Annotated in this window: 13 protein-coding genes; 9 read left to right on the top strand and 4 right to left on the bottom strand. The window is 65.4% G+C overall.

The window, feature by feature from the left end; genetic code table 11:
- Positions 1-8 precede the first annotated feature (8 nt).
- From Q0P59_RS11535 to Q0P59_RS11525, 3 genes are all read right to left on the bottom strand, one after another.
- A complete protein-coding gene (locus tag Q0P59_RS11535; RefSeq protein WP_295006612.1) occupies positions 9-3,452 on the bottom strand; it encodes an indolepyruvate ferredoxin oxidoreductase family protein in 3,444 nt (1,147 codons plus the stop codon).
- 121 nt (positions 3,453-3,573) lie between these two features.
- Positions 3,574-4,959 carry an FAD-linked oxidase C-terminal domain-containing protein gene (locus Q0P59_RS11530; protein ID WP_295006611.1) on the bottom strand — a complete coding sequence of 462 codons (1,386 nt, stop codon included), beginning with the start codon at positions 4,957-4,959 and terminating at the stop codon, positions 3,574-3,576.
- Positions 4,956-6,254, bottom strand: a complete 1,299-nt coding sequence (locus Q0P59_RS11525; protein ID WP_295006610.1) for a GNAT family N-acetyltransferase — start codon at positions 6,252-6,254, stop codon at positions 4,956-4,958. The genes Q0P59_RS11530 and Q0P59_RS11525 overlap by 4 nt, the downstream gene beginning before the upstream one ends.
- A gap of 120 nt (positions 6,255-6,374) precedes the next feature.
- On the opposite strand from Q0P59_RS11525, the gene Q0P59_RS11520 reads away from it, so the two are divergent.
- From Q0P59_RS11520 to Q0P59_RS11495, 6 genes are all read left to right on the top strand, one after another.
- Complete coding sequence (locus tag Q0P59_RS11520; RefSeq protein ID WP_295006609.1) at positions 6,375-7,781, top strand: branched-chain amino acid ABC transporter substrate-binding protein; 1,407 nt, start codon at positions 6,375-6,377, stop codon at positions 7,779-7,781.
- Positions 7,782-7,857: 76 nt separating this feature from the next.
- Positions 7,858-8,781, top strand: coding sequence for a branched-chain amino acid ABC transporter permease (locus Q0P59_RS11515; RefSeq protein ID WP_295006608.1), 924 nt, complete (start codon positions 7,858-7,860; stop codon positions 8,779-8,781).
- The gene (locus tag Q0P59_RS11510) at positions 8,778-9,851 is read left to right on the top strand and encodes an ABC transporter ATP-binding protein (RefSeq protein ID WP_295006607.1); all 1,074 of its coding nucleotides are present in this window, start codon (positions 8,778-8,780) and stop codon (positions 9,849-9,851) included. Before Q0P59_RS11515 ends, Q0P59_RS11510 begins: the two co-directional genes overlap by 4 nt.
- Positions 9,848-10,621 carry an ABC transporter ATP-binding protein gene (locus tag Q0P59_RS11505; protein ID WP_295006606.1) on the top strand — a complete coding sequence of 258 codons (774 nt, stop codon included), beginning with the start codon at positions 9,848-9,850 and terminating at the stop codon, positions 10,619-10,621. Before Q0P59_RS11510 ends, Q0P59_RS11505 begins: the two co-directional genes overlap by 4 nt.
- Positions 10,614-11,318, top strand: a complete 705-nt coding sequence (locus Q0P59_RS11500) for an ABC transporter ATP-binding protein (RefSeq protein WP_295006605.1) — start codon at positions 10,614-10,616, stop codon at positions 11,316-11,318. The genes Q0P59_RS11505 and Q0P59_RS11500 overlap by 8 nt, the downstream gene beginning before the upstream one ends.
- Positions 11,319-11,402: 84 nt before the next feature.
- The gene (locus Q0P59_RS11495) at positions 11,403-12,059 is read left to right on the top strand and encodes a hypothetical protein (protein ID WP_295006604.1); all 657 of its coding nucleotides are present in this window, start codon (positions 11,403-11,405) and stop codon (positions 12,057-12,059) included.
- A 27-nt stretch (positions 12,060-12,086) separates the two neighbouring features.
- On the opposite strand, the gene Q0P59_RS11490 is transcribed toward Q0P59_RS11495, so the two are convergent.
- Entirely contained in the window at positions 12,087-13,100 is a 1,014-nt protein-coding gene (locus Q0P59_RS11490) for a CDP-6-deoxy-delta-3,4-glucoseen reductase (protein WP_295006603.1), read from the bottom strand.
- Between the two features lie 33 nt (positions 13,101-13,133).
- Between Q0P59_RS11490 and Q0P59_RS11485 the strand changes: the two genes are divergently transcribed.
- The 3 genes from Q0P59_RS11485 to Q0P59_RS11475 are packed head-to-tail and all read left to right on the top strand — an operon-like array spanning position 13,134 to position 15,590.
- Complete coding sequence (locus tag Q0P59_RS11485; protein WP_295006602.1) at positions 13,134-14,024, top strand: SDR family oxidoreductase; 891 nt, start codon at positions 13,134-13,136, stop codon at positions 14,022-14,024.
- Entirely contained in the window at positions 14,012-14,428 is a 417-nt protein-coding gene (locus Q0P59_RS11480; RefSeq protein WP_295006601.1) for a CopD family protein, read from the top strand. Before Q0P59_RS11485 ends, Q0P59_RS11480 begins: the two co-directional genes overlap by 13 nt.
- A 1-nt stretch (position 14,429) precedes the next feature.
- Positions 14,430-15,590 (top strand): THUMP domain-containing protein, encoded by a 1,161-nt coding sequence (locus tag Q0P59_RS11475; RefSeq protein WP_295006600.1) that lies wholly within the window; start codon positions 14,430-14,432, stop codon positions 15,588-15,590.
- The last annotated feature ends 129 nt before the right edge of the window (positions 15,591-15,719 follow it).

Below are 15,719 nucleotides of genomic sequence, written 5' to 3'. Positions count from 1 at the left end.
CTGCGATTTTATGTCATCAGGGCCTTTCGTGCCTTGTCCCTGCGGGCTTCGGCCTTCTCCGCCGCCGCCTGGCGGACGGGGCCGTAGCCACGAACCTCGGCGGGCCAGTCGGCGAGCGTTGCCGCCGCGGCAGGCTGGCCGGAGGAGGCCAGGATCAGGTCGAGGTCCGCTTCATAAGCCGCCAGCAGGTTCCGGTCGATGGTCTTTTCCGGGCCGAAGCGGAAGGGGTCGAGCCAGCTGCCGCGCAGCGAGCGCCACCTGGCCAGCAGCTTGAGTACCGGCAGCAGCCGGCGGCCGAAACGAATCTTCTGCGGCCGGCCGTCGGGCCCGGTCTTGGCCAGGAAGGGCGGGGCCAGATGGAAGCTGAGTTGCGGGTTGCCGGAAAACTGTTCGGCCAGGCGGGTCATGAAGTCGCCTTCGACAAACAGGCGGGCGACCTCGTACTCGTCCTTGGGAGCCAGCAAGCGGGCGTACTGGGTGGCGACAATGACGCTCAGGGCGTCGTCGCCCAGCCGCCGGACGGCATCCACGCGTTGCCGGTAGCGCTCGGCCAGGCGGGCATCCTGGTAGGCCGTCAGGTGGCTGGCGCGGTGTTCGATCAGCTCGCCGAGGGAAAGCCGGGGTGCCGGCTTGCCTTCGAGCGGGCCGGCAATGGCGGCCACCTTGTCCGGGAACAGCGCGACCCGCCGGCCCCAGGCGAATGCCTGGCGGTTGGCTTCGACGGCGGCGCCGTTCAGCTCGATGGCCTGGTCGAGCGCGCCGGCCGATACGGGCACCAGGCCCATCTGCCAGGCGTGGCCGAGGAGCAGCATGTTGGCGTAGAGGGCGTCGCCCATCAGCCGGGTGGCCAGGTGCTGGGCGTCGATGAAGCGGACGTGGTCGGCGCCGAGCGTGTCGGTCAGCTGGCGCTGCAGGCCGGCGAGCGGGAAATGCCAGTCACGGTTGCGGGTGAAGTCGGCGGTCGGCGTGTCGGTGCAGCTGACCACCGCCCGGGTCCGCCCTTCGAGCATCTTGGACAGCGCTTCGGTACTGGCGCTGACCACCAGGTCGCCGCCGAGGATGGCATGCGCCTCGCCGGTGGCGATGCGGGCGGCGTGGATGTCCTCCGGCCGGTCGGCGATGCGCAGGTGCGAGAAGACGGCGCCGTATTTCTGCGCCAGGCCGGTCATGTCCAGCGTCGAGATGCCCTTGCCGTCGAGGTGGGCGGCCATGCCGACCAGGGCGCCGAGGGTGATGACGCCCATGCCGCCGACGCCGGTGATGATCAGGTTGTACGGCTGGGCGGTGGCCGGCAGCTGCGGCGCGGGCAGGATGGGCCAGTCCGCGTCGTCGACTGCGGCACTGCTCTTGCGCGGCTTGGCGCCTTCGACGGTGACGAAGCTCGGGCAGAAACCCTTGAGGCAGGAAAAGTCCTGGTTGCAGGCCGACTGGTCGATCTGCCGCTTGGTGCCGAATTCGGTCTCGACCGGCACCACCGACAGGCAATTGGATTGCACCGAGCAGTCGCCGCAGCCCTCGCAGACGGCTTCGTTGATGACGACACGCTGGGTGACCGGTGGCATCTTGCCGCGCTTGCGGCGGCGCCGGGCTTCGGTGGCGCAGACCTGGTCGTAGATGAGCACCGAGACGCCGGGGTATTCGCGCAGTTCGCGCTGCACGGTTTCGAGCTCGTCGCGATGGCGGACCGGCACATGCGGGGCGAGGTCGGTGACTTCGGCGTACTTGTCCGGGTCGCTGGTAACGACGACCATCTTGTCGACGCCCTCGGCCTCCAGCTGGCGGGTGATCCGGGCGACGCTGAGGATGCCGTCCACCGGCTGGCCGCCGGTCATCGCCACGGCATCGTTGTAGAGGATCTTGTAGGTGATCGGCACCTTGGCGGCCAGCGACTGGCGGATGGCGAGCAGGCCGGAGTGGAAATAGGTGCCGTCGCCGAGGTTGGCGAAGATGTGCTTTTCGCTGGTGAACGGCGCCTGGCCGACCCAGGGCACGCCTTCTCCGCCCATGTGGGTGTAGGTGGCGGTGCTGCGGTCCATCCAGGTCACCATGTAGTGGCAGCCGATGCCGGCCACGGCGCGCGAGCCTTCCGGCACCTTGGTCGAGGTGTTGTGCGGGCAGCCGGAGCAGAAATGCGGCTTGCGCTCGGCCAGTACCATCGGCGTCTGCGCGGCTTTCTGCTTGGCGGCGATCAGCTTCAGCCGGGCCTCGATGGTCGACGAGGTGAAGAAGCGCTCGATGCGCTGGGCGATGACGCGGGCGATGACGGCGACGGGCAGTTCGCCGGTCGCCGGCAGCAGCCAGTTGCCTTCCGACCATTCGCCGATTTCGTCGAACTTGCCGATGACGCGGGGGCGGACATCCTCGCGCCAGTTGTAGAGCTCTTCCTTGAGCTGGTATTCAAGCAGCTGCCGCTTTTCCTCGACGACCAGGATTTCCTCCAGCCCCTCGGCGAAGTGGCGGACGCCTTCCGGCTCCAGCGGCCAGACCATGCCGACCTTGTACAGTCGGATGCCGATCTCGGCGGCCAGCTTGTCGTCGATGCCCAGTTCGTCGAGCGCCTGGCGCACGTCGAGATAGCTCTTGCCGGCGGTCAGGATGCCGAGGCGCGGGGCCGGCGAGTCGATGATCACCCGGTTCAGCTTGTTGGCCCGGCAATAGGCCAGCGCGGCGTAGAGCTTGTGGTTGAGCAGGCGGGCTTCCTGCTGCAGCGGCGGGTCGGGCCAGCGGATGTTGAGGCCGTCCGGCGGCAGGGTGAAATCGGTGGGGTAGACGATGTCCACGGCGTTGGCGTCGATATTGACCGAGGCCGAGGTTTCGACCGTGTCGGCCAGCGCCTTGAAGGCGACCCAGCAGCCGGAATAGCGGCTCATCGCCCAGCCGTGCAGGCCGTAGTCGAGGTATTCCTGGACGTTGGCCGGGTAGAGCACCGGCATCAGCACCGCCTTGAAGACGTGCTCGGTCTGGTGCGGCAGCGTTGACGACTTGGCGGCGTGGTCGTCGCCGGCGATGACCAGCACGCCGCCGTGCTTCGCGGTTCCGGCGGCATTGGCGTGGCGGAAGACGTCGCCGCAGCGGTCCACGCCCGGCCCCTTGCCGTACCACAGGCCGAAGACGCCGTCGTAGCGGGCGCCGGGGAACAGACCGACCTGCTGACTGCCCCACACGGCAGTCGCTGCCAGGTCTTCATTGATCCCCGGCTGGAAAGTGATGTGGTGCTCGGCGAGGTGGGCCTTGGCCTTCCACAGGCCGAGATCGAGGTTGCCGAGCGGGCTGCCGCGGTAGCCGGAAATGAAACCGGCGGTATTCAGGCCGGCGGCCAGGTCGCGCTCCCGTTGCAGCATGGGCAGGCGGATCAGGGCCTGGGTGCCGGTCAGGAAGACGCGGCCGGAAGTACGGGTGTATTTGTCGTCCAGCGTCGCGGCGAGCGCGGCCGGCAGAGCGAGGTTGCTCATTGTTGTCTCCGTTTTGTTCGCCTTGTGGGCGAGGTTTCGTCGCCGCGCCGCCGGGGGTGGTGGCGACGCGGACCTTGGAGATTTGAGTCTGGCCGAAAGCGAACGTTCCGGCAAATCGGGGTTAACCCGGGGGCAGGATCTTGCCCGGGTTGAGCAGGTTGCGCGGGTCGAGCGCCTGCTTGATGACGCGCATCACATCGACGGCCACCTCGCCGTGCTCCAGCGGCAGGTACTTGCGCTTGCCGAGGCCGATGCCGTGCTCGCCGGTGCAGGTGCCTTCCATGGCGATGGCGCGCTCGACGACGCGCTGGCTGATCCAGGCGGCTTCTTCCATTTCCCTGGCGTTGTCGGTGTCGACCAGCACGACCAGGTGGAAGTTGCCGTCGCCGACGTGGCCGAACAGCGCAATCGGAATGCTCACCTGCGCGATGTCGGCCTGGGTCTCGGCGATGCATTCGGCCAGCCGCGAGATCGGCACGCAGACGTCGGTCGGGAAGCTGCGGCAGCCCGGCTTCAGTTGCAGGCAGGCGAAATAGGCGTCATGGCGGGCCTGCCACAGGCGGCTGCGGTCCTCGGGGCGGGTCGCCCATGCGAAATCGGTGCCGCCCAGTTCGTCGGCAATGGCCTGCACCGTCTGCGCCTGCTCCTCGACCCCGGCCGGGCTGCCATGGAACTCGAAGAACAGCGTCGGTGCCTCGGCCAGCGTGGTCTTGCTGAACAGGTTGATGGCTTTCAGCGACAGCGCGTCGAGCAGTTCGATGCGCGCCACCGGCACGCCGAGCTGGATGGTCTGGATCACTGTCTGCACGGCGGCCTCGATGCTCGGGAAGGTGCATACGGCGGCCGAGATGGCTTCGGGGATCGGGTAGAGCTTGACCGTCAGTTCGGTCATCACGCCCAGCGTGCCTTCCGAGCCGACCAGCAGGCGGGTCAGGTCGTAGCCGGCCGACGACTTGCGGGCGCGGCCGCCGGTTTTCGTCACGCGGCCGTCGGCGAGCACGGCGGTGGTGGCCAGCACGTTGTCCTTCATCGTGCCGTAGCGCACGGCGTTGGTGCCGGAGGCGCGGGTCGCCGCCATGCCGCCGAGCGTGGCGTCGGCGCCCGGGTCGATCGGGAAGAACAGGCCGGTGCCTTTCAGCGCGTCGTTCAGCTGCTTGCGGGTGACGCCGGCCTGGACCACGGCATCGCCGTCTTCGGCGTGAATGGCCAGCACCGCGTTCATGCCGGAGAGGTCCAGCGAGATGCCGCCCTGCGGCGCCAGGACGTGGCCTTCGACGGAGCTGCCGACGCCGTAGGGAATGACCGGCACGCCATGTTCGGCGCACAGGCGGACGACGGCGGCGACTTCGTCGGTGCTTTCGGCCATCACCACGGCGTCAGGCGGTTGCGGCGCATGGACGGATTCGTCGCGTCCGTGCTGCAGGCGCTGGGACTCGCCTTGCGAGAATCGTTGCTGGAATTGTTGCTGGAGGGAACGGATCAGGGCTTCGGGAAGGGAGTGGCTCACGTCAGGAATCGGGTTGCTTGGTCGAGATCCTGGTGAGTATGCCCTTCATAGAGCGCCGTGACGAATTTTCTCCAGACCAGGTCGGGCTCGCCGATGCGGAAGCCGCAGTAATGCTGGTCGTTCATTTCGGTTTCCTGGACCACCTGCACGGTGAGGCGCGACACCTCGTTGAGCCCCAGCTGTACCGTCGCATTGAGCCACACGTCGGCCGGGATCTGCTGGGCGACCCGGGCGCGGAAACCGTAGCGCGACACTTCATTGACCTCGACCGGTATCGCGGAAACGGCCAGCGGATTGCTGTTGGCCAGCTTGGCCGGGCACTTGACCGAGAAGCGCTGGTGTTGCCGAACCTGGCGGGCGGCGCCGCCGCCCGGCTGGGCCGGCAGCACCTTCTTGTATTCCGGCAGGTCGTAGATCAGGTGGAGCAGGGTTTTCTTGCGGTCGCTGAGGTCGGCGAACACGGTGGTCCGCTTGTTGAAGAAGTAGTCGATCAGCCTCGGGGTCATGACCGGATCGTTGGTCGTGAAGAAGCGGCGGTGCGGAATCTGGATGTTCGGCAGCTTGGTCTCGACGAAGTAGCGGTGGAGGTTGCGGTTGGGCGGTTTGCTGGAATAAGCCTTGCGCATGACTTCCGGGGCATGCTTCAGGTCGAGGGTGGCGCCGACGGCGGGTGCGCCATTCACGAAATCGTAGTTCTCCACGGTGTTGGCCGTCAGCCGCTTGAAGAAGAGCAGCGACTCGTACATCTCGATGTGCCGGGGATTGACGGCGATGACCAGGTGGCGCGTGTCGAAGAAGGTCGTGCAGTATTCGTACATGAACTTCATCAGCGGGAAGAGGATCGTGCCGCCGGTGCGCCGGAAGCGCGGATGTACGGCGAGCGCGGAAACCTCGGCAATCTGGCCTTCCTTTTCGCGGACGTCGGTCAGGTCGAAAATGCGTTGCAGGGGGAAACCGATGGCGCTCTCGCGGATCAGCGACAGCGTGCCGACCACCTGGTCGTCGAACTTGGCGCACAGCGTGGTGGTGGTGGGCAGGGCGTGGTAGATCGTCACCCGCATGCCGGACGGGTCGGGTGTCATGAAGCCGCTGCTGACGTAGGCGTCGTGCAGCAGCTTGAAGCAGGCTTCCAGTTCCTCCTGGGTCTCGGCGATCTTGAGCACCAGGCGCTTGTTGGGTTCGCGGCAGTCGACGAACGAACGATAAACGTTATGCCGGCTCTTCTGCGGCAGCATCGAGAACAGCTTGCGGGCAGTTTTGGCAACCAGGAAGCGTAATCGGGCAATTGCCGGCATCTAGCACTCTCATGGGGTGGCTACATTCGTCGATCATATCACCTAATGATTGACACGGATCAGGTGGCTCCGGAGAATCGCCGGACCGTCCTCAATCCCGAAAAGTCAGGAGATAAACCGATGCACGCGAAGCTTTCCGTAGTTGCCCTCTCCATCGTGGCCGCATTTGCCTTTTCCGCCTGCGGCCAGAAAGAAGAGCCGAAACCGGCCGCCGCGCCGGCTGCACCCGCGGCCAAGCCAGAAGTCGTTGTCAAGCTCGGGCATGTCGCGCCGATGACCGGCCCGCAGGCTCACCTGGGCAAGGACAATGAAAACGGCGCCGTGCTGGCGATCGAGGAACTGAATGCCAAGGGAATCGAGATCGGCGGCGCCAAGGTCAAGTTCCAGTTGCAGGCCGAGGACGATGCGGCCGATCCGAAGCAGGGCGCGATCGTCGCCCAGAAGCTGGTCGATGCCAAGGTCAATGGCGTCATCGGCCACCTGAACTCCGGCACCACCATCCCGGCCTCCAAGCTGTACGCCGACGCCGGCATTCCGCAAATCTCCGGTTCTGCCACCAATCCGAAATACACCCAGCAAGGCTTCAAGACGGCCTTCCGCGTGATGGCCAACGATGTCCAGCAGGGCAAGGTGCTCGGCGAATTCGCCGCCAAGCAGGGCGTCAAGACCGTCGCCGTCGTCGACGACCGCACCGCCTACGGCCAGGGCCTGGCCGACGAGTTCAAGAAGGCCGCCGCAGCGGCCGGCCTGAAGGTCGTCGCCACCGAATACACCAACGACAAGGCCACCGATTTCAAGGCCATCCTGACCAAGATCAAGTCCACCAAGGCCGAGCTGGTCTTCTACGGCGGCATGGATGCCCAGGGCGGCCCGATGGCCAAGCAGATGAAGGAACTGGGCATCAAGGCCAAATTCCTCGGCGGCGACGGCGTGTGTACGCCGGAGTTCATGAAGCTGGGCGGCGAGGCCGCCGAAGGCAACTACTGCTCGCTGCCGGGCATGCCGCTGGAGAAGCTGGCCAAGGGGCCGGAGTTCAAGGAGCGCTTCACCAAGAAGTTCAATGCCGAGATCCAGCTCTATTCGCCGTATGTTTACGATGCCGTGATGGTCATGGCCGACGCCATGAAGCGCGCCGACTCGGTGGATTCGGCCAAGTTCCTGCCAGTCATCGGCCAGACCAAGTACGACGGCGTCACTGCGCTGATCGAGTTCGATGCCCAGGGCGACCTGAAGGGCGGCGCCATTTCGATCTACCAGTACAAGGGCGGCAAGCTGGAATACGTCGAGACGCTGGGCGGTACGCCGGTCGACGCGGCCAAGGCCGAGGTCAAGGAGGCGGTTGCCGAGGTGAAGGATGCCGCCAAGGCGGTGGCCGGCGCGGCGGCGGCAGTCGGCAAGGAAGTCGCTGCCGAGGCCAAGGACGTGGCCAAGCAGGCGACGGAAGCCGGCAAGGATGCCGTGAAGGCAGGCGCCGAGGCGGTCAAGAACGCAGCCGACGCAACCAAGGCCGCGGTGGAGAAAAAGTAGTAGACTGTTGTCCCGCAATAAGGAAACGGCACCGCAAGGTGCCGTTTCCAATTATGCATACACAGAAATAGACTAAATGGATATCTTTCTCCAGCAGATAGTCAATGGCCTGGTCCAGGGCAGCATCTACGCCCTGGTCGCACTGGGCTATACGATGGTCTACGGAATCATGGGGCTGATCAATTTCGCGCATGGCGAAGTGGTGATGATCGGCACCCTGGTCACCATCACGGTGGCCGGCTCCCTGATCAATGCCGGCATGCCGGTCGCGCTGGCCGGCATGGCCGGCCTTGGCGCATCGATGCTGATTTGCATGGCGCTGGGCTGGGGCCTCGAGCGCATTGCCTATCGCCCGCTGCGCAACGCGCCGCGTCTGACGCCGCTGATCACGGCCATCGGCATGTCCATCGTGCTGCAAAACCTGGCCATGATGATCTGGGGGCGCAATTACCTGACTTTTCCGCCCCTGCTGCCGAAGATCAATTTTGAACTGGCCGGGGCGCATTTCACGGCGATCCAGGTCTTCATCGTGGTCGTTTCCGGAGCCACCATGGCCGGCCTGCTGGCGCTGATCTACCGCACCAAGCTGGGCATGGCGATGCGCGCCACGGCGCAGAACCCGGCGGTGGCCAGCCTGATGGGCGTCAATATCAACCGCGTCATCGCCGCCGCCTTCGTCATCGGCTCGGCGCTGGGCGCGCTGGCCGGCGTCATGGTCGGCACCTATTACGAAATCGCGCACTACCAGATGGGTTTCATGCTCGGCCTCAAGGCCTTCACGGCGGCCGTGCTCGGCGGCATCGGCAACCTCGCCGGCGCCATGCTCGGCGGCGTGCTGCTCGGCATCATCGAGGCGCTGGGGGCAGGCTATATCGGCGACCTGACCGGCGGCTTCCTGGGCAGCCACTATCAGGACATCTTTGCCTTCGTTGTGCTGATCGTCGTGCTGATGTTCAAGCCATCGGGCTTGTTCGGCGAAAAGACAGGGGATAGAGCATGAGCAAGTGGCTGAATCCCCGTTCCTTTTTCGGCGTCACGCTGATCACCATCGCCCTGCTCGGCCTGCCCTTCGTGGCGGCGATGGGCGGCCAGGCCTGGGTGCGCATCCTCGACTTCGCCATCCTCTACGTCTTCCTGGCTCTCGGCCTGAACATCGTGGTCGGCTACGCCGGCCTGCTCGACCTCGGCTACATCGCCTTCTATGCGGTCGGCGCCTACACCTGGGCCTTGCTGGCCAGCCCGCACTTCGGCCTGCATCTGCCGATCTGGGTCATCCTCCCCATCGGTGCCGCGCTGGCCTGCATCGCCGGGGTGCTGCTCGGTTCGCCGACGCTCAAGCTGCGCGGCGACTACCTGGCCATCGTGACGCTCGGCTTCGGTGAAATCGTCCGCATTTTCATGAACAACCTGAACGCGCCGGTGAATATCACCAACGGGCCGCAGGGCATCACCCTGATCGATCCGGTGGCCTTCGGCGATTTCAGGTTCTCGGGCAATACGCAGATTTTCGGCCTGACCCTGAGCGGGCCGATGAAGTATTACTACCTGCTGGTCGCGTTGGCCATCCTGGTCGTCATCATCAACCTGCGCCTGCAGAACTCGCGTATCGGCCGTGCCTGGCAAGCCATCCGCGAGGATGAAATCGCCGCCAAGGCAGTCGGCATCAACACCCGCAACGTCAAGCTGCTGGCCTTCGCCATGGGCGCCAGCTTCGGCGGCATCGCCGGCGGCGTGTTCGCCGCCATGCAGGGCTTCGTGTCGCCGGAAAGCTTCTCGCTGATGGAGTCGATCATGATCCTGGCCATGGTCGTCCTCGGCGGCATGGGTCACATTCCCGGCGTCATCCTCGGCGCCGTGCTCCTCAGCATCCTGCCGGAAGCCTTGCGCTACGGGGTCGGGCCGATCCAGATGGCACTCTTCGGCAAGATGATGGTCGATCCCGAGAGCCTGCGCATGCTCGTTTTCGGCCTGGCGCTGGTGCTCGTGATGCGCTTCAAGCCGGCCGGCCTGTGGCCGTCGCCGGAGCGCAAGCGGGAACTGGGCGAGAAGCAGGCGGAGGTCAAGGCATGAGCACGAATTTGCCAACCCCGCTGCTCGAAGCGAAAGCCGTCGCCAAGCATTTCGGCGGCGTCAAGGCGCTGCGCGATGTGTCGCTGACCATCCGTCGCGGCGAAATCTACGGCTTGATCGGCCCCAACGGCGCCGGCAAGACCACCTTCTTCAACTGCATGACCGGGCTGTACGTGCCGGATGGCGGCGGCTTCACCTTCGACGGCGCACCGCTGGTCGCCGACGCGCCGCAGCATGCCGCGGCGCGGGGCATCGCCCGTACCTTCCAGAACATCCGCCTGTTCGGCAACATGACGGCGCTGGAAAACGTGATGGTCGGCCGCCACGTGCGTACCCGGGCCGGCATCGTCGGCGCTATGCTCAATACCCCGGCGACCCGTGCCGAAGAGGCGGCCATCCGCCAGCGCGCCATCGAACTGCTGCACTACGTGCGCATCGAGGAACGGGCCGACGACCTGGCCAAGAACCTCTCCTACGGCGACCAGCGCCGACTGGAAATCGCCCGCGCCCTGGCCACCGAGCCCAAGCTGCTCTGCCTGGACGAGCCGGCCGCCGGCATGAATGCGACCGAGACGGAGGAGTTGCGCGACCTGATCGAGGGCATCCGCCATGACGGCACGACCATCCTGCTCATCGAGCACGACGTCAAGCTGGTCATGGGGCTGTGCGACCGCGTCGCGGTACTGGATTACGGCGCGCTGGTCATCGAGGATGTGCCGGCTGTCGTGCAGAAAGATCAACGCGTTATCGAGGCTTACCTAGGTGCTTGAAGTTACCGGACTCCACGTCGCCTATGGCGGCATCCAGGCGGTGCGCAGCATCACCTTCCACGTCAACGAAGGCGAGACGGTCGCCCTGATCGGCGCCAACGGCGCCGGCAAGACCAGCACGCTGAAGGCGATTTCCCGCGTCCTCAATGCGGTCGGGGGTGATGTCCATTTCTGTGGCGAGAAAATCAGCAAGATCGCGCCGCACGACGTCATCCGCAAGGGCATCGCGCTGGTTCCCGAGGGGCGCGGCGTGTTCCCGCGCCTCAGCGTTCTCGAAAACCTGCGCATGGGGGCTTTTGTCCGCGACGATGGCGCGGCGATCGAGCAGGATCTGCAGCAGATTTTTGCGTATTTCCCGCGCTTGAAGGAGCGGGAAAACCAGTTGGCCGGTACGCTTTCCGGCGGCGAGCAGCAGATGCTGGCCATCGGCCGCGCCCTGATGAGCCGTCCGAAAATGCTGTTGCTGGACGAGCCGTCGATGGGCCTGGCGCCGATCATGGTGCAGAAAATCTTCGAGGTGGTGCGCGCCGTCGCGGCAACCGGGATGACCATCCTGCTCATCGAACAGAACGCGAAACTGGCGCTGGAAAGCAGCCAGCGCGGCTATGTCATGGAGAGCGGGGAAATCACCCTGCACGGCGAGTCCGCGCAATTGCTCGACGATCCCAAGGTGCGGGCGGCCTATCTGGGCGAATAAGCCACGTTTTTCAACTGCATCAAAATTTTCCGTGCGGGCATCGGCAACAATGTCGCCTTGTCGACTCCCCGCCCACGAGCAGTCATGAAACCACGCAATGTCGCCTGTATTCTCTCCCTGGCCCTGTTGAGCCTGCCCGCCCTGGCCGACGAGGTGAATATCGCCGACCTGCCGGCCAGCAAGCCGGTCGACACCAAGCCACGGCTGGCCTACGGCCAGGTCCTCAGGTACGGCGACAAGCTGATGTTCGCTCCGTGTCGCGACCGCAGCTTCGTGTTCTTCGAGGATGTTTCGGCGGATGGCCAGGTCGGCAAGGCGCTCGACCTGATCGGCCTGGCGGCCGGCAAGAAGCTGTATGTCGAACTGCTGGGCTTCGTCGAGCACGATCGCCTGAAGGCCTCGCAAGTCAATTTTGCCCAGACCGACGGACGTTGCCAGGTGCCCGGCGCGTCGGACGAGGCGTGGCGCGCTTCCGGCAACGAGCCGGGCTGGATACTCGCGGCCGGCGGCGAGCGGGTGCAGTTCAAGCGCCAGGGGCGGCCGGAGGTCGTTCTGCCCTATGCGTCCGCGCTTCCGGAAAACGGCGTGGCCAACTACCGGGTTGCCGATGGCGGGCATGCCCTGACCCTGCGTTTCGAGCAGAAGCTGTGCCACGATCGGCAGGCCAATTCGGTATTCGGCTGGGCCGCGAGCGTGACGCTCGATGGCGAAACCCTGCACGGCTGCGCCTGGCAGCGGTGATGTTCGTCGTCGCCAGGGCGGTGCGGGTCAGTTGCTCGAAAAGCTGAAGGCGTCGGCGAAGAACTCCTCTTCCGGCAGGCCTTGCGCCATGAAGTCCCGCTTGGCGGCCTCGATCATGACGGGGGCGCCGCAGGCGTAGACCTGGTAATCCGAAAGATCGGGGAAGTCGGCCAATACAGCCTGGTGGACCAGGCCGCTGCGTCCGCTCCAGGCGTCGCTGCCGGCGGGTTCGGAGAGGACCGGCACGTAGCGGATGTTGGTGTGCTCGGCCGCCCATTGTTCCGGCAGCGCGTTCTGGTACAGGTCCGCCCTGGCCCGGGCGCCCCAGTAGATGAGCATCGGGCGCTGGCAATTCTCGGCGATGGCGTGCTCGACGATGGCCTTGATCGGCGCGAAGCCGGTGCCGCCGGCGACCAGGATCATCGGTCTGGGCGAATCCTCGCGCAGGTAGAAGCTGCCGTGCGGGCCGTTGAAGCGCAGGATGTCGCGCACCTTCATGGTCGAGAAGACCTGGTCGGTGAACACGCCGCCCGGCACGTGGCGGATGTGCAGCTGGAGCAGGGCATCGTCGTGGGGGGCGTTGGCCAGCGAGAAGCTGCGCCTCCTGCCGTCCTTGAGCAGGATGTCGATGTACTGGCCGGCGAGGAATTGCAGGCGCTCGCTGGCCGGCAGGCGGAGGTGCAGCTCGATGACGTCCGGGGCCAGTTTTTCGAGCTTTTCGATGCGCGAAGGCAGGGTCTTGGCCGGAATCTGGTTGGCCGAGGTGATCTGCCGGCATTCGATGTTCAGGTCGGATTGGGCCTTGGCGCAGCAGTAAAGGGTCATGCCGGCGGCCTTTTCCTCATCGGTCAGGGCGTGCGCCTGAGCCTTGCCGTGGTCGACGGTGCCCGACTGGACGTGCCCCTTGCAGGCGCCGCAGGCGCCATCCTTGCAGCCGTAGGGCATGGTCAGGCCCTGACGCAGCGCCGCGTCGAGCAGGGTTTCATCGGCTTCCGCGGTAAATTGGCGGCCGCTCGGCTGGACGGTGACTTGATAGCGCATCGGTTCCCCTCGTTGCTCGGCTAAAATGCCGACGTGCAAAAAATACTGATCGTTGGCAGCGGGGACGTCGCCCGCCGCATCCTGTCCCAACTTGCTCCGCATGCCCGGGTGTACGCCCTGTTGCGCGACGCAGGCCGCGCGGCAGAATGGCGAAACGCAGGTGCCACCCCGGTTCTGGCCGATCTTGACGAGCGGGCCAGCCTGGCGCGCCTGGCCGGTCTGGCCGACTGCGTCCTGCATCTGGCGCCACCCCCCGGAACGGGAAAGCGCGATACGCGCACCCGCAACCTGCTGGCGGCGCTGAGCAAAGGCAAAAGTCTACCACGCAGCCTGGTTTACGTAAGCACGACAGGGGTTTACGGGGATTGCGCCGGTGCCGTCATCGACGAAACCCGCCGCTTGAGGCCGGAAAGCGACCGTGCCGGCCGCCGCGTCGATGCCGAGCGTTGCCTGCGCGCCTGGGGGGCGCGCAACGGCGTGCCGGTTTCCATTTTGCGGGCGCCGGGCATCTATGCCGCGGATCGCCTGCCGGTCGAGCGACTGCTGAAGGGAACGCCGGCCCTGGTCGATGGCGACGATGTCTTCACCAACCACATCCACGCCGACGACCTCGCCGCGGCCTGCATCGCCGCGATGAGGCTGGGGCGGGCCAATCGCGCCTACAATGCGGTCGACGATACGGACCTGAAGATGGCGGCCTATTTCGATCGCGTCGCCGAGGCGTTCGGCTTGCCCAAGGCGCCGCGCCTGAGCCGCAGCGAAGCCGAAAGGGCGCTGTCGCCGGTCCAGATGTCCTTCATGCGCGAATCGCGCCGTATCGGCAACCGGCGCCTGAAAAACGAATTGAACCTGCGCCTCGCCTTTCCGTCGGTCGCCGATGGCATTGCCGACGCGCTTGCCCGGAGAAATACATGCTCGTCGTAAAGACACTCCATATCTGGATGGTCATTTCCTGGTTCGCCGGCCTGTTCTACCTGCCGCGCATTTTCGTCAACCTGGCGATGGTGCCGGCGGATAGCGTGGCCGAACGGGATCGCCTGTTGCTGATGGCGGGCAAGTTGTACCGCTTCATGACGCCGCTGGGCATCCTGGCCGTCCTGCTCGGCCTGTGGCTGTGGTTCGGCTTCGGCTTCAGCGGCGGCTGGCTGCACGCCAAAACGGCCCTGGTTGCCGTCCTCGCCGCCTATCACTGGCATTGCGGCAGGGTGCTCAAGGATTTCCAGGCGGGCGGCAATGCCCGTACCCACGTCTGGTTCCGCTTCTACAATGAGCTGCCCGTCCTCATCCTCCTTGCCGTTCTTTTCCTCGTCGTCCTGAAACCCTTCTGACATGAACAAATATTTTGCGATCTGCCCGCGCGGGCTCGAAGAACTGCTGCTCGAGGAATTGCGCAGCGTCGGCGGCGAAGACCTCAAGGCGGTGCATGGCGGCGTCTTTTTCTCGGGCGAATGGTCGGTCTGCTACCGCGCCAACCTCGAGTCGCGCATCGCCACGCGCATCCTGTGGCATATCGTCAAGGGACCGTACGTCAAGGAGGAGGACATCTACCGCCTGGCCGTGCGCCAGCTGTGGCCGAATCACTTCACGGTCTCCAACACCATGCGCGTGGTGACCACGGCCATCAAGTGTCCGTTGAAGTCGCTCGATTTCGTGACCCTGCGCGTCAAGGACGCGGTTTGCGACCGTTTCCGCGAGGATCTCGGCGAGCGGCCGAATATCGAGACGCGCAATCCGGATGTCAGCGTCCATGTCTTCCTGACCGAGAACGAGTGCACCCTGTACCTCGATACCTCCGGCCAGCCCCTGTGGCAGCGCGGTTTCCGCAAGGCCAGCGTCGAGGCGCCGCTGAAGGAAAACCTGGCCGCCGGCATCCTGAAGCTCACCGGCTGGCAGCCCGGTACCCCGCTGATCGATCCGATGTGTGGCAGCGGCACCTTCCTGCTCGAAGCCGTGCAGGTGGCGCTCGACCGCGCACCGGGGCTGGATCGCACCTTCTCCTTCGAACGCCTGAAAAGCTTCGAAGCGCTGAACTGGGCGAATATCCGCGCCGCCGCAGAGGCGCGCGTCAAGCCGGCGGAGCCGATGGATATCCGCGGCTACGACATCGACGAACGCGCCGTGCGCGCCACCCGCCGCAACCTGCAGGAAGCCGGTTTTGGCGGGGTGGTGACGGTCGATCATGGCGATATCCTCGAAACCCAGCCGCTGACGGATCATGGCATCCTCCTCGCCAACCCGCCCTATGGCGAACGGATCGGCGAGCAGGACGAACTGGCCGCCTTCTATCCCCAGCTCGGTACGGCGCTGAAGCGCCACTGGGCCGGCTGGAACGGCTTTTTCTTCACCGCCGACCTGCGCCTGCCCAAGCTGGTGGGCTTGAAGCCCAGCCGCAAGACGCCGCTGTTCAACGGGCCGCTCGAGTGCCGCTTGTTCGAGATCCGGATGGTGGCCGGCAGCAACCGCAAGCATGGTACGCAGTCGCCGGATTGACGCGCCCGGGCGTTTTTAGCCCATACCGGAACGTATGTTTTTGCGCTGCAGCAAGCTTCTGGAATTGATTTGTGTCACTATTTTGGTCTGACCAAAATGGGAAGATTCAACTTTCATAACAAACGCAAG

This window comes from uncultured Dechloromonas sp. (assembly GCF_945957265.1).
In the GTDB taxonomy this organism is placed as follows: Bacteria; Pseudomonadota; Gammaproteobacteria; order Burkholderiales; family Rhodocyclaceae; genus Azonexus.
This window is presented reverse-complemented; position numbering and strand designations above follow the sequence as displayed.